General features: G+C 50.2%; 20 protein-coding genes and 1 tRNA gene. 16 read left to right on the plus strand and 5 right to left on the minus strand.

What is annotated here, in order from left to right; genetic code table 11:
* The first annotated feature begins 39 nt into the window (after nt 1-39).
* The 12 genes from narK to C7B16_RS11150 all read left to right on the plus strand — a co-directional run bounded on the left by narK (nt 40) and on the right by C7B16_RS11150 (nt 15,642).
* Nucleotides 40-1,431, plus strand: coding sequence for a nitrate transporter NarK (gene narK, locus C7B16_RS11095; RefSeq protein ID WP_000019812.1), 1,392 nt, complete (start codon nt 40-42; stop codon nt 1,429-1,431).
* Nucleotides 1,432-1,822: 391 nt separating this feature from the next.
* Nucleotides 1,823-5,566 carry a nitrate reductase subunit alpha gene (locus C7B16_RS11100; RefSeq protein WP_000032963.1) on the plus strand — a complete coding sequence of 1,248 codons (3,744 nt, stop codon included), beginning with the start codon at nt 1,823-1,825 and terminating at the stop codon, nt 5,564-5,566.
* A complete protein-coding gene (narH, locus tag C7B16_RS11105) occupies nt 5,563-7,101 on the plus strand; it encodes a nitrate reductase subunit beta (RefSeq protein ID WP_000702663.1) in 1,539 nt (512 codons plus the stop codon). Before C7B16_RS11100 ends, narH begins: the two co-directional genes overlap by 4 nt.
* Nucleotides 7,098-7,808 carry a nitrate reductase molybdenum cofactor assembly chaperone gene (narJ, locus tag C7B16_RS11110; RefSeq protein WP_000571675.1) on the plus strand — a complete coding sequence of 237 codons (711 nt, stop codon included), beginning with the start codon at nt 7,098-7,100 and terminating at the stop codon, nt 7,806-7,808. The genes narH and narJ overlap by 4 nt, the downstream gene beginning before the upstream one ends.
* Nucleotides 7,808-8,485, plus strand: a complete 678-nt coding sequence (gene narI, locus C7B16_RS11115; RefSeq protein ID WP_001160120.1) for a respiratory nitrate reductase subunit gamma — start codon at nt 7,808-7,810, stop codon at nt 8,483-8,485. Before narJ ends, narI begins: the two co-directional genes overlap by 1 nt.
* Before the next feature lie 251 nt (nt 8,486-8,736).
* On the plus strand, nt 8,737-9,744 hold the full coding sequence (locus tag C7B16_RS11120; RefSeq protein ID WP_010375753.1) for a 3-oxoacyl-[acyl-carrier-protein] synthase III C-terminal domain-containing protein: 1,008 nt from the start codon (nt 8,737-8,739) through the stop codon (nt 9,742-9,744).
* Nucleotides 9,741-10,757, plus strand: coding sequence for an NAD-dependent epimerase/dehydratase family protein (locus C7B16_RS11125; protein WP_000699365.1), 1,017 nt, complete (start codon nt 9,741-9,743; stop codon nt 10,755-10,757). Before C7B16_RS11120 ends, C7B16_RS11125 begins: the two co-directional genes overlap by 4 nt.
* Nucleotides 10,735-11,541 carry an MBL fold metallo-hydrolase gene (locus C7B16_RS11130; protein ID WP_105263530.1) on the plus strand — a complete coding sequence of 269 codons (807 nt, stop codon included), beginning with the start codon at nt 10,735-10,737 and terminating at the stop codon, nt 11,539-11,541. The genes C7B16_RS11125 and C7B16_RS11130 overlap by 23 nt, the downstream gene beginning before the upstream one ends.
* Nucleotides 11,538-12,824 (plus strand): F390 synthetase-related protein, encoded by a 1,287-nt coding sequence (locus tag C7B16_RS11135; RefSeq protein ID WP_001516516.1) that lies wholly within the window; start codon nt 11,538-11,540, stop codon nt 12,822-12,824. Before C7B16_RS11130 ends, C7B16_RS11135 begins: the two co-directional genes overlap by 4 nt.
* Nucleotides 12,821-13,438: a phosphatase PAP2 family protein gene (locus tag C7B16_RS11140; protein ID WP_010375759.1), complete on the plus strand. Its 618-nt coding sequence runs from the start codon at nt 12,821-12,823 to the stop codon at nt 13,436-13,438. The genes C7B16_RS11135 and C7B16_RS11140 overlap by 4 nt, the downstream gene beginning before the upstream one ends.
* A complete protein-coding gene (locus C7B16_RS11145; protein WP_107179703.1) occupies nt 13,431-14,558 on the plus strand; it encodes a sterol desaturase family protein in 1,128 nt (375 codons plus the stop codon). Before C7B16_RS11140 ends, C7B16_RS11145 begins: the two co-directional genes overlap by 8 nt.
* The gene (locus tag C7B16_RS11150; RefSeq protein ID WP_107179704.1) at nt 14,545-15,642 is read left to right on the plus strand and encodes a fatty acid desaturase family protein; all 1,098 of its coding nucleotides are present in this window, start codon (nt 14,545-14,547) and stop codon (nt 15,640-15,642) included. The genes C7B16_RS11145 and C7B16_RS11150 overlap by 14 nt, the downstream gene beginning before the upstream one ends.
* 16 nt (nt 15,643-15,658) lie before the next feature.
* Here the strand turns inward: C7B16_RS11150 and C7B16_RS11155 are convergent.
* From C7B16_RS11155 to C7B16_RS11165, 3 genes are all read right to left on the minus strand, one after another.
* Nucleotides 15,659-15,743: transfer RNA gene (locus C7B16_RS11155), tRNA-Tyr, on the minus strand.
* A gap of 159 nt (nt 15,744-15,902) precedes the next feature.
* Nucleotides 15,903-16,745 (minus strand): formyltetrahydrofolate deformylase, encoded by an 843-nt coding sequence (purU, locus tag C7B16_RS11160; protein WP_000555861.1) that lies wholly within the window; start codon nt 16,743-16,745, stop codon nt 15,903-15,905.
* Nucleotides 16,746-16,794: 49 nt separating this feature from the next.
* A complete protein-coding gene (locus tag C7B16_RS11165) occupies nt 16,795-17,253 on the minus strand; it encodes a YchJ family protein (RefSeq protein ID WP_001516512.1) in 459 nt (152 codons plus the stop codon).
* Between the two features lie 112 nt (nt 17,254-17,365).
* Here C7B16_RS11165 and rssA point away from each other — a divergent pair, with 112 nt between their 5' ends.
* The 3 genes from rssA (at nt 17,366) to galU (ending at nt 20,487) form a co-directional block, all read left to right on the plus strand.
* Nucleotides 17,366-18,277, plus strand: coding sequence for a patatin-like phospholipase RssA (rssA, locus tag C7B16_RS11170; RefSeq protein WP_024191887.1), 912 nt, complete (start codon nt 17,366-17,368; stop codon nt 18,275-18,277).
* Nucleotides 18,278-18,363: 86 nt separating this feature from the next.
* The gene (gene rssB, locus C7B16_RS11175) at nt 18,364-19,377 is read left to right on the plus strand and encodes a two-component system response regulator RssB (RefSeq protein WP_001516510.1); all 1,014 of its coding nucleotides are present in this window, start codon (nt 18,364-18,366) and stop codon (nt 19,375-19,377) included.
* Between the two features lie 201 nt (nt 19,378-19,578).
* Entirely contained in the window at nt 19,579-20,487 is a 909-nt protein-coding gene (gene galU, locus C7B16_RS11180) for a UTP--glucose-1-phosphate uridylyltransferase GalU (protein ID WP_000719000.1), read from the plus strand.
* 143 nt (nt 20,488-20,630) lie between these two features.
* Here the strand turns inward: galU and hns are convergent, their stop codons facing one another.
* Nucleotides 20,631-21,044 (minus strand): histone-like nucleoid-structuring protein H-NS, encoded by a 414-nt coding sequence (hns, locus tag C7B16_RS11185; protein WP_001287385.1) that lies wholly within the window; start codon nt 21,042-21,044, stop codon nt 20,631-20,633.
* Between the two features lie 599 nt (nt 21,045-21,643).
* Between hns and tdk the strand changes: the two genes are divergently transcribed.
* Nucleotides 21,644-22,261, plus strand: coding sequence for a thymidine kinase (tdk, locus tag C7B16_RS11190; protein WP_107179705.1), 618 nt, complete (start codon nt 21,644-21,646; stop codon nt 22,259-22,261).
* 225 nt (nt 22,262-22,486) lie between these two features.
* Here the strand turns inward: tdk and C7B16_RS11195 are convergent.
* Nucleotides 22,487-22,656, minus strand: a 170-nt coding sequence (locus tag C7B16_RS11195) for an integrase core domain-containing protein (RefSeq protein WP_143192592.1), incomplete at its 5' end; no start/stop codon positions are given.

Consider the following 22,656-nt stretch of genomic DNA (forward strand, 5'->3'; position numbering starts at 1 on the left):
CTAAGGTGGCAGACATCGAAACGAGTATCAGAGGTGTCTATGAGTCACTCATCCGCCCCCGAAAGGGCTACTGGAGCTGTCATTACAGATTGGCGACCGGAAGATCCTGCGTTCTGGCAACAACGCGGTCAACGTATTGCCAGCCGCAACCTGTGGATTTCCGTTCCCTGTCTGCTGCTGGCGTTTTGCGTATGGATGTTATTCAGTGCTGTCGCGGTGAACTTACCGAAAGTCGGCTTCAATTTTACGACCGATCAGCTATTTCTTTTAACCGCACTACCTTCGGTTTCTGGCGCATTATTGCGGGTGCCATACTCCTTTATGGTTCCAATCTTCGGTGGGCGTCGCTGGACGGCGTTTAGTACTGGTATTCTGATTATTCCTTGTGTCTGGCTGGGTTTTGCCGTGCAGGATACCACTACGCCATACAGCGTATTTATCATCATTTCTCTGCTGTGCGGCTTTGCTGGCGCGAACTTCGCTTCCAGTATGGCAAACATCAGCTTCTTCTTTCCGAAGCAGAAACAGGGTGGCGCGCTGGGCCTGAATGGTGGTCTGGGTAACATGGGCGTCAGCGTTATGCAGTTGGTTGCTCCGCTGGTGGTATCACTGTCGATTTTTGCTGCGTTTGGTAGCCAGGGCGTAACACAACCGGATGGCAGCGAATTGTATCTGGCTAACGCCTCCTGGATATGGGTGCCGTTCCTCGCCATCTTCACCATTGCGGCGTGGTTTGGCATGAACGACCTTGCTACCTCGAAAGCCTCCATCAAGGAGCAGTTGCCGGTACTCAAACGGGGTCATCTGTGGATTATGAGCCTGCTGTATCTGGCGACTTTCGGCTCCTTCATCGGCTTCTCTGCGGGTTTTGCCATGCTGTCAAAAACGCAGTTCCCGGATGTGCAGATTCTGCACTACGCCTTCTTCGGACCGTTTATTGGCGCACTGGCACGTTCTGCGGGGGGGGCTCTATCTGACCGTCTCGGCGGCACTCGTGTAACGCTGGTGAACTTTGTCCTGATGGCGATTTTCAGCGGCCTGCTGTTCCTCACCTTACCGACTGACGGGCAGGGCGGAAGTTTCATGGCGTTCTTCGCGGTCTTCCTCGCGCTGTTCCTGACGGCGGGGTTGGGGAGTGGTTCCACCTTCCAGATGATTTCCGTGATTTTCCGTAAACTGACGATGGATCGCGTGAAAGCAGAAGGTGGTTCTGACGAACGCGCTATGCGTGAGGCAGCAACCGACACTGCAGCGGCGCTGGGCTTTATCTCTGCCATTGGTGCTATCGGTGGCTTCTTTATCCCGAAAGCGTTCGGTAGCTCACTGGCATTAACGGGTTCGCCAGTTGGTGCAATGAAAGTATTTTTGATTTTCTATATCGCCTGCGTGGTAATTACCTGGGTGGTATATGGTCGGCATTCTAAAAAATAAATCGTAATATTTGATTATCCTTTGCGCGGCGTAATGTCGCGCTTTTTTTATTTGTCATTTAGTTACAACATACTTTCAGAGGGATAATTATTTCAACGGCGTCATTAAGCATCATTAATATGTCATCCATGGGGGATACTCCTTAATACCCACCTGTATAAAAATCCGAAGCGTTTAAATGTGCTTAGATGTAAAAGTTATTAACTTACAATATGTTAGGTGAAACATTTTAATTACCCCAAAGAGGTATATTAGGAAATTACTTTATTTTTCATCCCCTCCACACTTGATCGTTATCAATTCCCACGACGTTTCAGAGCGTTACCTTCATTTTAAACATTAGCAATGTCGATTTATCAGAGAGCCGACAGGCTCCCACAGGAGAAAACCGATGAGTAAATTCCTGGACCGGTTTCGCTACTTCAAACAGAAGGGTGAAACCTTTGCCGATGGGCATGGCCAGCTTCTCAATACCAACCGTGACTGGGAGGATGGATATCGCCAGCGTTGGCAGCATGACAAAATCGTCCGCTCTACCCACGGGGTAAACTGCACCGGCTCCTGTAGCTGGAAAATCTACGTTAAAAACGGTCTGGTGACCTGGGAAACCCAGCAGACTGACTATCCGCGTACCCGTCCGGATCTGCCAAACCATGAACCTCGCGGCTGCCCGCGCGGTGCCAGCTATTCCTGGTATCTCTATAGCGCCAACCGCCTGAAATACCCGATGATGCGCAAACGCCTGATGAAAATGTGGCGTGAAGCGAAAGCGCTGCATAGCGATCCGGTTGAGGCATGGGCTTCTATTATTGAAGACGCCGATAAGGCGAAAAGCTTTAAGCAAGCGCGTGGACGCGGTGGTTTTGTTCGTTCTTCCTGGCAGGAAGTGAACGAACTGATCGCCGCGTCTAACGTTTACACCATCAAAAACTACGGTCCGGACCGTGTTGCTGGTTTCTCGCCAATCCCGGCAATGTCGATGGTTTCTTACGCATCGGGTGCCCGCTATCTCTCCCTGATTGGCGGTACTTGCTTAAGCTTCTATGACTGGTACTGCGACCTGCCTCCAGCTTCTCCGCAAACCTGGGGTGAGCAGACTGACGTGCCGGAATCTGCTGACTGGTACAACTCCAGCTACATCATTGCCTGGGGTTCTAACGTTCCGCAGACCCGTACTCCAGATGCTCACTTCTTTACCGAAGTGCGTTACAAAGGCACCAAAACCGTTGCCGTAACACCTGACTATGCTGAGATCGCTAAACTGTGCGACCTGTGGCTGGCACCGAAACAAGGCACCGATGCGGCGATGGCGCTGGCGATGGGCCACGTAATGCTGCGTGAGTTCCATCTTGATAACCCAAGTCAGTATTTCACCGACTATGTGCGTCGCTACACCGACATGCCGATGCTGGTGATGCTGGAAGAACGCGATGGTTATTACGCTGCGGGTCGTATGCTGCGTGCCGCCGATCTGGTTGACGCGCTGGGCCAGGAAAACAATCCTGAATGGAAAACCGTGGCCTTTAATACGCAAGGCGAAATGGTCGCGCCGAATGGTTCTATTGGCTTCCGCTGGGGCGAGAAGGGCAAATGGAATCTGGAGCAACGTGACGGCAAAACCGGCGAAGAAACCGAACTGCAACTTAGCCTGCTGGGTAGCCAGGATGAGATTGCTGAAGTGGGCTTCCCGTACTTTGGCGGCGACGGCACTGAACACTTTAACAAAGTGGAACTGGAAAACGTTCTGCTGCACAAACTGCCGGTGAAACGCCTGCAACTGGCTGATGGCAGCACCGCGCTGGTGACTACGGTTTATGACTTGACGCTGGCAAACTATGGCCTGGAACGTGGTCTGAACGACGTCAACTGCGCAACCAGCTATGATGATGTGAAAGCCTACACTCCGGCCTGGGCTGAGAAGATCACCGGTGTCTCACGTTCGCAAATTATCCGTATAGCCCGTGAATTTGCTGACAACGCTGATAAAACGCACGGTCGTTCGATGATTATCGTTGGTGCCGGTCTGAACCACTGGTATCACCTCGATATGAACTATCGTGGTCTGATCAACATGCTGATTTTCTGCGGTTGTGTCGGTCAGAGCGGCGGCGGCTGGGCACACTACGTAGGTCAGGAAAAACTGCGTCCGCAAACCGGCTGGCAGCCGTTGGCGTTTGCCCTTGACTGGCAGCGTCCGGCACGTCATATGAACAGTACCTCTTATTTCTATAACCACTCCAGCCAGTGGCGTTATGAAACCGTCACGGCGGAAGAGCTGCTGTCACCGCTGGCGGATAAATCCCGTTATACCGGCCACATGATCGACTTTAACGTGCGTGCTGAACGTATGGGCTGGCTGCCATCTGCTCCGCAGTTAGGCACTAACCCGCTGACCATCGCACGTGAAGCAGAAAAAGCCGGGATGAATCCGGTTGACTATACGGTGAAATCCCTGAAAGACGGTTCCATTCGTTTTGCTGCGGAGCAGCCGGAAAACGGCAAAAACCATCCGCGTAACCTGTTCATCTGGCGTTCTAACCTGCTGGGTTCTTCCGGTAAAGGTCACGAGTTTATGCTCAAGTACCTGCTGGGGACGGAACATGGTATCCAGGGCAAAGATCTGGGGCAGCAGGGCGGAGTGAAGCCGGAAGAAGTGGACTGGCAGGACAACGGTCTGGAAGGCAAGTTGGATCTGGTGGTGACGCTGGACTTCCGTCTGTCTAGCACCTGTCTCTACTCCGACATCATTTTGCCGACTGCAACCTGGTACGAAAAAGACGACATGAATACTTCGGATATGCATCCGTTTATTCACCCGCTGTCTGCGGCGGTCGATCCGGCCTGGGAAGCGAAAAGTGACTGGGAAATCTACAAAGCCATCGCGAAGAAATTCTCCGAAGTGTGCGTTGGTCATCTGGGTAAAGAAACTGACATCGTCACGCTGCCGATCCAGCACGATTCTGCCGCTGAACTGGCGCAGCCGCTGGATGTAAAAGACTGGAAAAAAGGCGAATGCGACCTGATCCCAGGTAAAACCGCACCGCACATTATGGTCGTAGAGCGCGATTATCCGGCAACTTACGAACGCTTTACCTCTATCGGTCCGCTGATGGAGAAAATCGGCAACGGTGGTAAAGGTATCGCCTGGAACACCCAGAGCGAGATGGATCTGCTGCGTAAGCTCAACTACACCAAAGCGGAAGGTCCGGCGAAAGGCCAGCCGATGCTCAACACGGCGATTGATGCGGCGGAAATGATCCTGACGCTGGCACCAGAAACCAACGGTCAGGTAGCCGTGAAAGCCTGGGCGGCACTGAGTGAGTTTACTGGTCGTGACCATACGCATCTGGCGCTGAATAAAGAAGACGAGAAGATCCGCTTCCGCGATATTCAGGCACAGCCGCGTAAAATTATCTCCAGCCCGACCTGGTCTGGTCTGGAAGATGAACACGTTTCTTACAACGCCGGTTACACCAACGTTCACGAGTTGATTCCGTGGCGCACGCTCTCTGGTCGCCAGCAGTTGTATCAGGATCATCAGTGGATGCGTGATTTCGGTGAAAGCCTGCTGGTCTATCGTCCGCCGATCGACACCCGTTCGGTGAAAGAAGTGATGGGGCAGAAATCCAACGGTAATCCGGAAAAAGCCCTCAACTTCCTGACGCCGCACCAGAAGTGGGGGATCCACTCCACTTACAGCGACAACCTGCTGATGCTGACCTTAGGTCGCGGTGGCCCGGTGGTCTGGCTGAGCGAAGCTGATGCGAAAGAGCTGGGTATTGCCGATAACGACTGGATTGAAGTCTTCAACAGCAACGGTGCGCTAACTGCCCGTGCGGTTGTCAGCCAGCGTGTTCCGGCAGGGATGACCATGATGTACCACGCGCAGGAACGTATCGTTAACTTGCCTGGTTCAGAAATCACCCAACAGCGTGGGGGCATCCATAACTCGGTCACCCGTATTACGCCGAAACCGACGCATATGATCGGTGGCTATGCCCATCTGGCATACGGCTTTAACTACTACGGCACCGTAGGTTCTAACCGCGATGAGTTTGTTGTAGTGCGTAAGATGAAGAACATTGACTGGTTAGATGGCGAAGGCAATGACCAGGTACAGGAGAGCGTAAAATGAAAATTCGTTCACAAGTCGGCATGGTGCTGAATCTCGATAAGTGCATCGGCTGCCACACCTGTTCAGTTACCTGTAAAAACGTCTGGACCAGCCGCGAAGGCGTGGAGTACGCGTGGTTCAACAACGTTGAAACCAAGCCGGGTCAGGGTTTCCCGACCGACTGGGAAAACCAGGAAAAATATAAAGGCGGCTGGATCCGTAAAATCAACGGCAAACTGCAACCGCGCATGGGTAACCGCGCCATGTTGTTGGGTAAAATCTTCGCTAACCCGCATCTGCCGGGGATCGACGATTATTACGAGCCGTTCGATTTTGACTATCAGAACCTGCATACCGCGCCGGAAGGCAGCAAATCGCAGCCGATTGCTCGTCCGCGTTCGCTGATTACTGGCGAACGGATGGCGAAAATCGAAAAAGGGCCGAACTGGGAAGATGACCTGGGCGGCGAATTTGACAAACTGGCGAAAGACAAGAACTTCGACAACATCCAGAAGGCGATGTATAGCCAGTTCGAAAACACCTTCATGATGTATCTGCCGCGCCTGTGCGAACACTGTCTGAACCCGGCATGTGTGGCGACCTGCCCGAGCGGTGCGATCTACAAGCGTGAAGAAGATGGCATTGTTCTGATCGATCAGGATAAATGCCGTGGCTGGCGTATGTGCATCACCGGATGCCCGTACAAAAAAATCTACTTCAACTGGAAGAGCGGTAAGTCTGAGAAATGCATTTTCTGTTATCCGCGTATTGAAGCGGGTCAGCCGACCGTGTGTTCAGAAACCTGCGTGGGTCGTATCCGTTATCTCGGCGTGCTGCTGTACGATGCGGACGCTATTGAACGTGCAGCCAGCACCGAGAACGAGAAAGATCTCTACCAGCGCCAACTGGAAGTGTTCCTCGATCCGAACGATCCGAAAGTCATTGAGCAGGCAATTAAGGACGGTATTCCGCTGAGTGTTATTGAAGCGGCACAGCAGTCGCCGGTTTATAAAATGGCGATGGAGTGGAAGCTGGCGCTGCCGCTGCATCCGGAATATCGCACGCTGCCGATGGTCTGGTACGTTCCGCCTCTGTCACCGATTCAGTCTGCGGCAGATGCGGGCGAACTGGGTAGCAACGGCATTCTGCCAGACGTTGAAAGTCTGCGTATCCCGGTTCAGTATCTGGCGAATCTGCTGACCGCCGGTGATACCCAACCGGTGCTGCTCGCGCTGAAACGTATGCTGGCAATGCGTCATTACAAACGAGCTGAAACCGTTGACGGTAAAGTCGATACCCGTGCGCTGGAAGAGGTCGGTCTGACCGAAGCTCAGGCGCAGGAGATGTACCGTTATCTGGCGATTGCTAACTATGAAGATCGCTTTGTGGTGCCGAGCAGTCATCGTGAACTGGCGCGGGAAGCTTTCCCGGAGAAAAATGGCTGCGGCTTTACCTTTGGTGACGGCTGCCACGGCTCAGATACGAAATTTAATCTGTTCAACAGCCGCCGTATCGATGCCATCGACGTGACCAGCAAAACGGAGCCGCATCCATGATCGAACTCGTGATTGTTTCGCGCCTCCTTGAATATCCGGATGCTGCCTTGTGGCAGCATCAACAAGAGATGTTTGAGGCTATTGCCGCGTCGGAAAACTTACAGAAAGAAGATGCCCATGCGCTGGGCATTTTCCTGCGTGATTTAACTGCGCTTGATCCGCTGGATGCGCAGGCGCAGTACAGCGAACTGTTTGACCGTGGTCGCGCCACATCGCTACTGCTATTCGAACATGTTCATGGCGAATCCCGCGATCGTGGCCAGGCAATGGTTGACCTGTTGGCGCAGTACGAGCAGCACGGCTTGCAGCTAAATAGCCGTGAATTGCCGGATCATCTGCCGCTGTATCTGGAGTATCTGGCGCAGTTGCCGAAAAGCGAAGCGGTAGGGGGCTTGCAGGACATTGCGCCGATTCTGGCGTTGCTGAGTGCTCGTCTGCAACAGCGTGAGAGCCGCTACGCGGTGTTGTTTGATTTGCTGCTCAAACTGGCGAATACCGCTATCGACAGCGACAAAGTGGCGGAAAAAATTGCCGATGAAGCACGCGATGATACGCCGCAGGCGCTGGATGCCGTCTGGGAAGAAGAGCAGGTTAAGTTCTTTGCTGACAAAGGCTGCGGTGATTCGGCAATCACTGCCCATCAACGTCGCTTTGCGGGTGCCGTCGCGCCGCAATATCTGAATATCACCACCGGAGGACAGCACTAATGCAATTCCTGAATATGTTCTTCTTTGATATCTACCCGTACATTGCAGGGGCGGTCTTCCTGATTGGTAGCTGGCTGCGCTATGACTACGGGCAGTACACCTGGCGCGCGGCGTCCAGCCAGATGCTGGATCGCAAAGGGATGAACCTGGCGTCGAACCTGTTCCATATCGGGATTCTGGGGATTTTTGTCGGTCACTTCCTCGGTATGCTGACGCCGCACTGGGTTTACGAAGCGTGGTTGCCGATTGAAGTGAAACAGAAAATGGCGATGTTTGCTGGTGGTGCCAGCGGCGTGCTGTGCTTGATTGGCGGTGTGCTGTTACTGAAACGCCGTCTGTTCAGCCCGCGCGTGCGTGCAACCACTACCGGAGCAGACATCCTGATCCTGTCACTGTTAGTCATCCAGTGTGCGCTGGGTTTGCTGACCATTCCATTCTCCGCTCAGCATATGGACGGTAGTGAGATGATGAAACTGGTTGGTTGGGCGCAGTCAGTAGTGACCTTCCACGGTGGCGCTTCTCAACACCTCGACGGCGTGGCGTTTATTTTCCGTCTGCACCTGGTGCTGGGAATGACTTTATTCCTGCTGTTCCCGTTCTCGCGTTTGGTACACATCTGGAGCGTACCGGTAGAGTATTTGACGCGTAAGTATCAGTTGGTGCGCGCTCGCCACTAAGCCAGAAAAATAAGTCGTCTGGCGCAAAATGGCAAAGTGCCTGATGCGCTGCGCTTATCAGGCCTACGAGAATTCTGCAATATATGGAATTAGCTCATTTTTGTAGGCCTCACGCCGCATCCGGCATAACGCAGAGTACGTTGTCAGCCTGCTGAAATTGCCAGTTACACACTGTCAATTTTTTCGGATTGTAGGGAAACGTATCCCACCTCTATGATAGGTCCCCCTGGAGCAGTGAAGGAGCACTGACCGTGGATCGACCTAATCAACCGACGATCTCCGCGGCGTTAAAAATAATCGCCACGGGGATCGCCTTACCACCGAATAAAATCACTTCTCAACAACTGGATGTTCAGCTAAATAAACCTGCGGGCTATGTTGAGCGACGTTCCGGCATTTGCTGGCGTTATTTCGCCAGTAACGACGCCAGTCAGGCCGAACTGGCAGCAGAAGCTTTGCATAATGCGTTGTCGACTGCTGCGTTAAAACCGTGTGATATTGATCTGTTAATTTGTGCGTCAGCCGTTGCTGTACAGGCATTACCCTGTAGCGCAATTCATATTCTCAAAGCCGCAGCCATGCCCGCAGGCATTGCCGGGTTTGATATCAACAGCAGTTGCGTTAGCTTTATTTCTGCACTGGAAGTGGCTGCCGGATTATTAAACAGCGGAGCATATCGGCGGATCGCCATCGTTTCGGCGGATATCGCTTCACGCGGTATTGACTGGAACCATGAAGAATCGTCATTAATTTTTGGTGATGGTGCGGCGTGCGCGATTGTTGAGCGGGGCAATGGTCGCAGCGGGATTATTGCCAGCCTGATCGAAATGTACCCCGAAGGCAGCGAACTATGTGAAATACGCGCTGGCGGCACGCGGTGTAATCCACGCTCAGGCGTCAGTAACAGCGACTTTCTTTTTCATATGCAGGGGAAACCGCTGTTTCGTTTTGCCTCTTCGCTTATTGAAGATTATTTTTCGCGCTTACTGCAAAAAAGCGACCTGCGACTGAGTGATATCGGCACGGTCGTTCCTCACCAGGCCAGTCATCTATCCCTTGAACATATGCGAAAACGGCTGCAAGTGCCGGGACCCGCGCTCGTCGATGTCTACCGTTTCTACGGCAATCAGGTGGCGGCCTCTATACCCACAGCGCTGCATGAAGCGGTGATTAGCGGTCGTTTCACTGCAGGTAGACCTGCGATGTTGATTGGCACGGCAGCAGGATTAACACTGGCTGGTCTGGTGCTTTTACCGTGAAGATCCTCGTGACGGGGGCAACCAGCGGCCTGGGGCGAAATGCTGTGCAATATTTGTTGCAATCGGGTGTGTCGGTAGTGGCAACAGGGCGAAATTGCGAGGTCGGTAAAAATCTGACAAGCGCAGGCGCACAGTTTGTGGCTCTCGATTTAACCCTGGCAACTGAAGATGATTGCGCACGGCTGGTAGAAGGCTGCGATGCTGTCTGGCACTGTGCGGCGAAGTCTTCGCCCTGGGGCAACAAAACGGCATTCTGGCTCGCCAATGTCAAAGCGACCCACACTCTGGCACAGGCGGCAGGCAGGCTGAGGATCCCCCGGTTTATCCATATCTCTACGCCTGCGGTTTACTTTGATTTTCAACATCACTATGACTTGCAAGAAACCTATCTTGCGCGAGCATTCTCCAGCCATTACGCCCGCAGTAAATACGCCGCTGAGCAGGCTATTGCCAGGGCAGTAGCTCAATATCCTGCCACGAGGTTTATTCTTTTGCGTCCCCGTGGTTTGTTTGGCCCTCATGACCAGGTGATTGTTCCCCGTCTGATGCAGCAACTGCAACAGGGCGGCGGCTGCTTACGTTTGCCGCGGGGTGGTGAAGCGTTACTGGATCTCACTTTCGTGCAGAACGTGGTGTATGCCATGCAACTGGCAACGCAGGTTGCAGGCTTACGCTCGGGCAGTATTTACAACATCAGTAATCATCAGCCGCAGAAATTATCTGTAATGCTTGACGCCTTGCTGCACCAGCAATTGGGCTTGAGCTACCGAATTGCTGCCGTTCCCTGGCCATTGCTTTCTGTGGTTGCGCGAGGCCTGGAACTGTACGGGAAATGCGTTAATCAGGAACCTGTCATCACACGTTACAGCGCCGGAACACTCTGTTTTGATATGACGCTGAGTGCGCAAAAGGCCATTACAGAGCTGGGATATCACCCGCGCTTTTCGATGGAACAAGGTATTGCAATCACGGGACAATGGCTGAGGGAACATGGCAAAAATAACCGCATTTGAAACGGGCTGGTGTACACATATTGGCTGTATTGCGCTGAAAGGGGCAGGGCTGAAAGTGTGTAAATTCCCCGCCCGTGCGTGGCTGCTGGAAGCGGGTGAGAAACGCTGGCTGTGGGACACTGGCTATTCTTCGTGGTTTGCACATTACACGCAAGCCGGCGTATTTCGCTTTTATCGTCAGGTCACTCCGGTATATTTCGATCCGCAACAAGCGCTGGTACGGCAACTCTCCGCACAGGGACTGATGGCGAAAGATGTTGATACGATTATTCTGTCGCATTTTCACGCCGATCATATTGCTGGCCTGCGAGATTTCCCTAATGTCGCCTGCATCTGTTCTGGTGAAGGTTGGCGGCAGGTAAGAACTCTGCGTGGTGTCGCTGCGCTGCGCCAGGCCTTTGTGCCAGGGCTAATCCCGGAGAGTTTTGAGTCCTCACTCCGTTTTATTGAAAGTTTTGAAGCGGTAAGTTTGCCTGCACAACTGGCACCGTTTGAGCATGGTTACTTGCTACCAGAAAGCCGTGGTGAAGTCATTCTTGTACCGCTGCCGGGCCATGCTGTCGGACACATTGGGGCGTTTGTTCTTACTGATGACGGCTGGATTTTACTGGCTGCCGATGCCGCGTGGGCACCTGCTAGTTATCGGGAACTGCGTGGACCGTCACCGCTGGCGCATCTGGTTATGTCTGACAGCCACGCCTACTACCGCACGCTTGGGCAATTACATCAGCTTTGGCAAAACGGCGCAGTGGATATTCGATTATGCCACGAGGGGGAACTATGATCCCGCTGACGTTGCTCTGGCGCTACTTTCGTACCCGCAGGCTGCATTTTACCGATCGTCAGGCGCTGGAAAACTGGCAGGCAAAAAGGTTGCATTTGTTCCGGCAAAATACCTTGTCTAAAAGTCTGTGGTTTCAGCGTTATCTGGCGTTGCCCTTTAACCAGTGGCCATTGATGGACAAAGCGTTAATGATGACGCATTTCGATGAGATGAATACCGCAGGTTTAAAGCGCGATGAGCTTCTCGCCTGTGCGATGCGCAGTGAGCAGAGCCGTGATTTTAAACCCTGTGTTGGCAAGTTCAGCGTTGGACTTTCATCTGGCACATCGGGGCGTCGTGGGCTTTTTGTCGTTAGCCCACAGGAGCAGCAGATTTGGGCCGCAGGTGTGCTGGCAAAAGTGTTGCCCGATGGATTGTTTGCCAAAGAGCGAGTAGCACTGTTTCTGCGAGCAGATAACAACCTCTATCAAAGTGTGAATAATCGCTGGTTAAGCCTCGATTTTTACGATCTGTTAGCGCCATTCCAGGCGCAAACCAAACGGCTGGAACAACGTTCGCCTACGATCATTGTCGCACCAGCTCAGGTATTACGCGCACTCGCGCTGGCGGTCATTGCGGGAGATCTGACGCTGAAGGTCAAAAAAGTGGTTTCGGTGGCGGAAGTTCTGGAGCCGCAGGACAGGGAATTACTGCGCAGCGTGTTCAACAATGTGGGCGAAATTTATCAGGCGACAGAAGGGTTTCTCGCTTCTACCTGCCGTTGTGGCACGTTACATCTCAATGAAGAATTTATTCACGTTGAACCACAATGGCTGGATGAACGCCGTTTCGTACCGATCGTCACTGACTTTACTCGCACCACACAACCGGTGGTGCGTTATCGACTTGATGACGTGTTGGTGGCAAGCGAACAGCCATGCCCCTGTGGCAGCGCGACAATGGCGATTGCGCGTATCGAAGGGCGGCAGGATGATCAACTGCAACTGCCGACAAGATCTGGTGATGTTCAGACCGTTTTTGCCGATGCCTGTAGCCGTGTGCTGGCGATGACGTTGCCGCTAACAGCCGATTATCGACTGCTACAAACCGGAGCAGCACAGTTGACGTTATTAGCTGATTGCGAACTGCGGATGCTGGAGCATTGTCGGGAGGCGTTGAATGCCTTGTTTATGCGCCAGAATATCGCGGTAGAGCAACTGATATGGTCGCTGGAATCGCAAACTGTGCCTGTTGCTTTTACAGCCAAGCGGCGGCGGATTGTGCGTCAGTGGGGGCGGGAATGAGCAATCTGTTGCGACGCCTGAAACAGATGCTGTTTGGCTGGGGAACTGTTGGGGTTATCTACAACTTTAGCGATCGCCTGCAAGGTGAGGGATGTCAATTAACGCCTTCCGTGATTGATAATCTGATTCCATTTTCCCCTTCAGCCGTGTGGTTGTATCTCTCGTTTTTTCTTGTTGTACCGTTAGGCTATTTATCAACACCACTTTCCCACCTGCGCTGGCTGGCCCGGTCAATGCAACTTTCGGCACTGGCGGCTGGTGTGTTTTATCTTCTCTGGCCCACAACAATGCAATATCCCCCGTTTGTGCAGTCTGGGGTATCTGCGGGTGCACTAAACGGGCTGATAGCGATTGACTCAAGCCAGAACTGTTTCCCTTCTTTACACGCTGCGCTCACGCTGTTGACAGTATGGGCAATAGCCAAAAAGGGGAACCGTTGGCTGACGCTGATGAGCGTGGTTTGGGCGATAGCTATCGCCTTTTCAATTCTGCAATTACGCAGGCATTTATTTATTGATTTAGTCGGTGGCGTGATGTTGGCGTTGATTTGCGGTTGGATAGCTGCGTGGCTGGATATGCGCGACAGGCGAGAAAGGAATATGAATCATGAGTGACTTATTAACCCCTATTATCCTGATGATGTTATTTGTGTTAGTCGAAGCCGGAGTATTGCAAGTATCAGGACGACAGAAAATCGACTGGCTGGACGTTATTTTCAATATCAACTCCGGACATATGATGCTGTGGCTATTTCGCTGCCTGGAAGTACTCTGCTATAGCCTGGTGGTCAATCACTTTAGCTTTGGGCTGTTTGATAATGCGCCCGTGATCCTGCTGTGGCTGTTTACTTTGCTGGTGTGGGATTTCGGTTTTTACTGGCTACATCGATGGCATCACGAGGTGCGCCCGCTGTGGGCGGTTCATGTAGTGCATCATCAGGGGGAACACTACAACCTGTCATTAGGTGTACGTAACTCGTGGTACTCCTCATTGACCTCAATTCCGTTTTTTATGCTGCTGGCGCTGCTTGGAGTACCACTAAGTGTCTTTCTGGCAGTTTCCATCGCGCATTACAGTTGGCAGTTTTTTAACCATAATGCGCTAACGCCGAAACTGGGTTGGCTGGAAAAGGTGCTGATCACGCCTTCTCACCATCGCATCCATCATTTGAATGAAAAACAATATGCCGATACCAATTACGGTGGCACCTTTTTGTTGTGGGATAAACTTTTTGGTTCGTATAGCGCCGGGCCGGATCATGGCAATGTTGCCTATGGCGTAAAAAATAGTCGATTATCCTGTAATCCGATGCGCGAAAGTAATCTGCCTTTTTTACGCTTAATGGGTTTTCACTCTGTTGGCAAAGCGATTGAACGCCGATACCAGAGTTCTCCGTGGGCTGTGGGTGCAGGGGTTATTCTGCTGTTTATGATGGTGCTGGGCTACATCCAGCAATATGGCTATGGCATTGAGTATATTACCAGTGAGCAGGCTGTATTATTCGTGTTACTGGTGGCAGGCTCAGTAGCTCTGGGGGGCATGGGCGATGGACAACGTTGGGGAATGATTTTGTGGTGCTCTGTGACGTTGTCACTGCTTTATTTTATTCTTTATATGTGTTCATGGAGCACTCTGCTCTGGAAGGGATTAGCTGGCGTTTTGCTGGCCCATTGTGTGTTATTCGTGAGTGGTGTGGGGCGTAAGTCGCTAAGGAAACACTATGAATCTGTTTAATCCCAACAGGTTAATCACTTTTCCTGCCGATGATCCGCACCTGGTAAAACAGTTGCAAAAGGGTACGAAAGCGTATCTGGCAAAATCAGGTGATCATCGATATGCCGACGGATGGGCATTCGCCAAAATGGTGACACTGATTATTGCTTGCCTATCCTGTTATTCACTGGCGTTGTCTCAAAGCCAGTGGGTGTTATATCTATTGTGGTATCTGGCGATGATATTTTGCGCCATGTTGTTAGCGGTCAATGTGGTGCATGACGCTTCGCACGATGCATTTTTGCGTGGTAAAAAGGCCAATGCCTGGCTTAATCGGATGGTTGCTTTTCCGATAGGGCTTGATCCTGACTGCTGGCGGGTGCGCCATGTACGCTTTCATCACGGTTTTACCAATATCGAATTTTACGATCCTGACACCGCAGAAAATGGCATTCTTCGCCAGACGCCATGGCAACGGTGGCGACCTTTTATGTGCCAGCAACATCGCTACTGGCCGCTGGTCGCGGCGCTAACCTTTCCCTGGTATATCTGGGTAGTGGACTGGCTCGATCGTGGAGGGTTCACGCCGGTAACGCCGCATCTGGCATTGCGTGGTTTTACTGGCTGGGGGTATTTTTTAGGCGGCAAACTGGCGCACTTCGCCATGTGCCTGCTGCTTCCTTTCTGGCTATTGTCCGATGTGTTTAGTTTTAGGGCTATTCTGCTGATTTATTTGCTCAGTCAAATGCTCGCTTCTCTGATCTTTGTCATGCTGATCATAGGAACACATTGGGCAAAGGGGAATACCCAGTTGCCGCCAGAAGAGGGGAAAATAGCAGTGGGCAGGCTGGCTCATACTTTCGCTACAACCTTTGACTGGACGCCACAACCGGCATCGCTTGGCTATTGGTTGGGAGGGATTAATTTGCATCTTACCCATCATCTTTTTCCCCACTGGAATCATCGCCACTATCCGGCGTTAAGTCGCATTATTGCGGATATCGCAAAGCAGAAGGGGCTGGATTACCAGTTACTGACGTTATCGGATTTGTTGGGGCTACAGCAGCAATTTTTACGGCGAATGGGTGAGAAGCCTAAGAATTGAGATAAGAACTAAGTGATGGTGGTGGGGGAAGGATTCGAACCTTCGAAGTCGATGACGGCAGATTTACAGTCTGCTCCCTTTGGCCGCTCGGGAACCCCACCACGGGGTAATGCTTTTTACTGGCCTGCTCCCTCATTGGGAAGCGGGGCGCATCATATCAAATGACACGCCGCTGTAAAGTGTTACGTTGAGAAAAATGAACTAGTTGCGTAATTTTCATCCGTAACGGATTAAAGGCAACCAGTTCTTTTGGCTGGCGATTAAAGAATAATCGTCCGGTTACCGTAAACAAAAACGCGCTGGGCCAAAACCTGGTAAAGCGCGCGGCTTAATACATTTTTCTCGACATCACGACCTGCCCGCATCATATCTTCAGCAGTGTAAGTATGATCCACATGAATAACGTCCTGCATGATGATTGGACCTTCATCCAGATTGTCATTTACGTAGTGTGCTGTTGCACCAATAATCTTCACCCCGCGCTCATACGCCTGATGGTACGGGCGTGCGCCAATAAATGCCGGCAGGAATGAATGGTGAATATTGATAATCTTATTCGGAAAGCGCGCCACGAACTCCGGCGTTAATACACGCATATATTTCGCCAGCACCACGTAATCAGGCTGATAAGCATCAATAGCATCTGCCATCTTCTGATCGTGTTCGTTACGACTTAATCCTTCATGGCTGACCAGTTCAAACGGGATATCAAAACGCTCCACCAGTGAACGCAAAGTGTCGTGGTTGCCGATGACTGCCGCTATTTCCACATCCAGTCCGCCATAAGTGGCTTTCATCAGCAGATCGCCAAGGCAATGTGCTTCTTTAGTGACCAGAATGACTATCCGACGACGACCGGCGGGAGTGAGCTCACGCACAGAACCTTCCGGCAATGCGCTATCGAGATCCGCCAGCAGGGTGGAATCATTAAATATGCCTTCCAGCTCCGTGCGCATAAAAAAGCGCCCGGTGCGGTGATCAACAAATTCATTGTTCTGCACGATATTTAACTCGTGCTTGTAGCAAATATTAGTAATACGCGCGATCAGACCCTTTTGATCCGGGCAAATGGTACGCAAAACTTTTCGTTGGAGTGAATGCATTGCTGGAAAAACCTTGTTGAGAGTGTTTGCTTAACCGTACCGTCAACCATTATTGGCCGCAGCACTTTTTAAATTTTTTACCTGAACCACAAGGGCAGGGATCGTTGCGGCCAAACTGTGGACGTGTACCGTCAATATAGTACCACTGACCGTTTTCTTTCAAAAATCGCGAACGTTCAATTATCGCTCCTGTTTTACCCTGTTCGGTAAATCGAGCGACGAAACTAACATAACCTACGTCATCACCTTCATGGTATGAGCGTTCAAATACGGTCAGCCCCAACCATTCGGTATGCGCAAATCCGGCCATCAATTCGGTACGCAACGCTGCAGCGCCACAGGATGGATGCCAGGTCTTTATTAAATAATCTGCGTCTTGCATCACAAAAGCGCAGTAACGCGAACGCATGAGATGTTCAGGATCAGGTGCAACCTTTTCACCAGACACATAAGGGTGGCAACATAGGCTATACTCGACAGCACTACCACAGGGACAAAGCTCAGACACAAATAATCTCCCTGGAAACAATAACGGCGTATTAATCGCCTGCGTAGCACTATGTTAACCGAGCAGTAGCGATGTGGCTACGGCTGCATTCCAGGGGAAGCTTGCAGGAATAATGAGAAAGATAAAAATAGGGCTGGCGCTAGGATCCGGTGCGGCGCGAGGATGGTCGCATATTGGCGTCATTAACGCGCTAAAAGAAATGGGCATTGAAATAGATATCGTTGCAGGATGTTCAATCGGTTCGCTGGTGGGCGCAGCCTATGCATGTGATCGCCTGTCCGCGCTGGAAGAGTGGGTCACCTCTTTTAGCTACTGGGATGTTTTACGGCTGATGGATCTCTCCTGGCAGCGTGGCGGATTGCTGCGCGGTGAGCGTGTATTCAATCGGTATCGCGAAATTATGCCGGAAACAGAGATAGAAAATTGTTCACGCCGTTTCGCTGCGGTCGCCACAAATTTAAGTACGGGGCGAGAACTGTGGTTTACCGAAGGCGATCTCCATCTTGCTATTCGAGCATCATGCAGCATTCCCGGCCTGATGGCACCGGTCGCTCATAACGGCTATTGGCTGGTTGATGGCGCAGTTGTTAATCCGATTCCTATTTCCCTCACGCGTGCGATGGGCGCTGATATCGTAATAGCGGTTGATCTCCAGCACGATGCGCACTTGATGCAACAAGACCTTCTTTCATTCAATGTCAGTACTGAAAATGATGACACTGAAGATGCTTTACCGTGGCATGCACGGCTGAAAGAGCGGTTAAGCAGTTTTACTGCGCGCCGGGCTGTCACGGCACCGACAGCGACAGAAATTATGACTACCTCAATCCAGGTGCTGGAAAACCGCCTCAAACGAAACCGCATGGCTGGAGACCCGCCTGATATTCTGATTCAACCTTTATGTCCGCAGATATCTACCCTGGATTTTCATCGTGCCAACGCCGCGATTGCGGCAGGACAATTGGCGGTAGAAAAGAAAATGGATGAACTTTTACCGCTGGTTCGAACTAACGTTTTAATCTGATTTTTTATCTACACTTAAGTTAATTCTGACAGGCACTGATGGCAATAGCATGTCACTATTGAATAAAGCCAGTCAGGGGAGAGAACATGACGCAGCCATTGGTCGGAAAACAGATTCTCATAGTTGAAGATGAGCCAGTCTTTCGCTCGCTTCTGGATTCGTGGTTTTCCTCATTGGGAGCGACAACGGTACTGGCGGCTGATGGGGTGGATGCCCTTGAGCTACTGGGAGGTTTCACACCCGATCTGATGATATGTGATATTGCAATGCCAAGAATGAATGGCTTAAAACTGCTGGAGCATATCCGTAACCGGGGGGATCAAACTCCTGTCCTGGTGATTTCTGCTACGGAAAATATGGCAGATATTGCGAAAGCGTTACGCCTGGGGGTAGAAGATGTTTTGCTGAAACCGGTTAAAGATCTTAATCGCCTGCGTGAGATGGTTTTTGCTTGTCTTTATCCCAGCATGTTTAACTCCCGGGTTGAGGAAGAAGAAAGACTTTTTCGCGACTGGGATGCAATGGTGGATAATCCCACCGCTGCCGCGAAATTATTGCAAGAATTACAGCCACCGGTTCAGCAGGAGATTTCCCATTGCCGGGTTAATTATCGCCAACTCGTAGCTGTTGATAAACCTGGTCTGGTACTTGATATTGCAGCACTATCGGAAAATGATCTGGCTTTTTATTGTCTTGATGTAACCCGAGCTGGACATAATGGCGTCCTTGCCGCTTTGTTATTACGTGCGCTGTTTAATGGCTTATTACAGGAACAGCTTGCGCACCAAAATCAACGTTTGCCAGAGTTAGGCGCGTTATTGAAGCAGGTAAACCATTTACTACGCCAGGCCAATTTGCCTGGTCAGTTTCCGCTATTAGTCGGCTATTACCATCGTGAATTGAAAAATCTCATTCTGGTTTCCGCAGGCTTGAATGCGACGTTGAATGCGGGCGAACACCAGATTCAAATCAGTAATGGCGTTCCGTTAGGGACATTAGGTAATGCCTATTTGAATCAATTGAGTCAGCGATGTGATGCCTGGCAATGCCAAATTTGGGGAACCGGTGGAAGGCTGCGGTTGATGTTGTCTGCGGAATGAGCAAACGATAATTTTGGATAAAATTGCATTACCCGCTAATGTTGGCTGGTGGTACTATCGTCGCCATTCGTATAAGTAATTGTCTTAATTATGTTAACTCACATCCTTTTCGGAACCAGGCCTTGTCAGGGTACTGATATACTGGGATGTGATACAGAAATATGAACACGTTCAATACACGAACAGTCCAGGAGAATTTAAATGGCTGCCATTAACACGAAAGTCAAAAAAGCCGTTATCCCGGTAGCGGGATTAGGAACCAGGATGTTGCCGGCGACAAAAGCTATCCCGAAAGAGATGCTACCGCTTGTCGATAAGCCATTAATTCAATACGTCGTGAATGAATGTATTGCGGCTGGCATTACTGAAATTGTGCTGGTTACTCACTCATCTAAAAATTCTATTGAAAACCACTTTGATACCAGTTTTGAACTGGAAGCTATGCTGGAGAAACGTGTAAAACGCCAGTTGCTTGATGAAGTGCAGTCTATTTGTCCGCCGCACGTGACTATTATGCAAGTTCGTCAGGGGCTGGCGAAAGGTCTGGGGCACGCGGTATTGTGTGCTCACCCGGTCGTTGGTGATGAACCTGTGGCTGTTATTTTGCCAGACGTTATTCTGGATGAATACGAATCCGATTTGTCGCAGGATAACCTTGCAGAGATGATCCGCCGCTTTGATGGAACTGGTCATAGCCAGATCATGGTTGAACCTGTTGCTGATGTGACAGCATATGGTGTTGTGGATTGCAAAGGTGTGGAATTAGCGCCTGGTGAAAGTGTGCCGATGGTTGGTGTAGTAGAAAAACCGAAAGCAGATGTTGCACCATCTAATCTCGCTATTGTTGGTCGTTACGTACTTAGCGCTGATATTTGGCCGCTGCTGGCAAAAACTCCTCCGGGAGCAGGCGATGAAATTCAACTGACCGATGCTATTGATATGCTGATCGAGAAAGAAACGGTTGAAGCCTATCATATGAAAGGGAAGAGCCATGACTGTGGTAATAAATTAGGTTACATGCAGGCATTTGTCGAATACGGTATTCGTCACAATACACTGGGTACTGAATTTAAAGCCTGGCTTGAAGAAGAGATGGGCATTAAGAAGTAACATCTATAGCGATGTTTTCTACGGAACGGCATTGAGTTATCAATGCCGTTTTTTTATAGCTTATTCTTATTGGATAGTCTTAAAACGGACAATAAAAAATCCCGCCAATGGCGGGATTTTAAGCAAGCTGAATCTAAAAAAGATTATTGCTTGATCAGGAAATCGTCGAGAGATTTACCTTGCTCATCCATTGCTTTTTTGATTACTGCCGGAGTACGACCCTGGCCAGTCCAGGTTTTGGTTTCGCCGTTCTCGTCAACGTAGCTATATTTAGCCGGACGCTGTGCACGTTTAGCTTTGGTGCCAGATTTAACAGCAGCCATGCTATTCAGCAGTTCGTTCGGGTCAATACCGTCAGCGATCAGCATTTCACGATATTGCTGCAGTTTACGAGTGCGCTCTTCAACTTCAGCAGCAGCCGCACTTTCTTCTTCGCGACGTTCGTTAACGACAACTTCTAATTTTTCCAGCATTTCTTCCAGCGTTTCAAGTGTACATTCTCTTGCCTGCGCACGAAGAGTACGGATGTTGTTCAGAATTTTAAGTGCTTCGCTCATTGTAGTAATCTCAAACTTATATTGGGGTGGTTTGTTGAGGTAATAATAGAGCCTTAAATTCAGTTGTGCAATAGCCAGGAATGTAAGGAATTCAAAATTGTTCTTTATTTTGTGCCGCCAATAAATATCTTTTCATAAAATTAGTCAGAAAAGACGCGGCATATAGCCCTATTTGCATCGGTACTTTTGCACCACCTAAGGTTAAAACTTCCTGATTCATGTCACATTTTATGTAGGGATTAACATGTGCTGGCACCTTTTACTCTTCGGTATTAGTCATGTTTACGAAATCCCCTATTAAGCGAATGATGAAAAGTAGAACAGTTGCAATAAGTGCAGGGACTTTGTATTGCCGTATGCTGGAGGTCAACAGGGGGTTATTACTTGTGCAACAAGTTAAAGATTGTGAATAGTTACCAGGAGTCATTTACGCAGTTATAACAAGCAAAGCAGTCGCAATGATAGCTCTGAAGGATTATGCCATCCTTCTAAAAGAATGACGTATATACCTCTTTTGCGCGTACTGTTGCGCTGTAAAACTGGCGAATTATGATAAACTTCAACCAACTTTATTTCATATCATTGAGGGTCTGTGGCTGATGGCACAGCTATATTTCTACTATTCCGCAATGAATGCGGGTAAGTCTACGGCATTGTTGCAATCTTCATACAATTACCAGGAACGCGGTATGCGCACTGTCGTATATACGGCGGAAATTGATGATCGTTTCGGAGCTGGGAAAGTCAGTTCGCGTATAGGCTTGTCATCACCTGCAAAATTATTTAACCAAAATTCATCATTATTTGATGAGATTCGTGCGGAGCATGAACAACAGGCAATTCATTGTGTATTGGTTGATGAATGCCAGTTTTTAAGCAGACAACAAGTATATGAATTATCGGAGGTTGTCGATCAACTCGATATACCTGTACTTTGTTATGGTTTACGTACCGATTTTCGCGGTGAATTATTTACCGGCAGCCAATACTTACTGGCATGGTCAGACAAACTGGTCGAATTAAAAACCATCTGCTTTTGTGGCCGTAAGGCAGGCATGGTGTTACGTCTCGATCAGGAGGGTAGACCTTATAACGAAGGCGAGCAGGTGGTTATTGGTGGTAATGAGCGTTATGTCTCAGTTTGCCGTAAACACTATAAAGAAGCGTTAGAAGTCGGCTCTCTGACGGCTATTCAGGAAAAACACCAACACGATTAATAAGATTTTCTTTACTGACAGGATGAACGGGACGCCTTTATCCTGTCAGTTCGTTTTACTAACTTCTTCCGAGTCATAAATCCTTCCCTACTCTTAACCATCGCTAAAAGTGTAACCAAACGGTTTTAGTGCTCCGATGCTTCGTCATCTACGAAGTAGAGTCGTTTACAGGTTATCGCAGTTTTCGCACATTAGATAACAGTATAAATATGAGTGGATTTGCCCCTATATTTCCAGACATCTGTTATCACTTAACCCATTACAGGCCCGCTGCCGCAGATATTCCCGTGGCGAGCGATAACCCAACGCACTATGCGGATGCCATTCGTTATAATGCTCGAACGCCTCTGTAAGGTTCTTTGCTGCCGTTAACCCGTCTGGTTTGGGCATGATAC

The sequence above is a fragment of the Escherichia sp. 20412-1 genome (assembly GCF_003027595.1).
Classification (GTDB): domain Bacteria; phylum Pseudomonadota; class Gammaproteobacteria; order Enterobacterales; family Enterobacteriaceae; genus Escherichia; species Escherichia marmotae.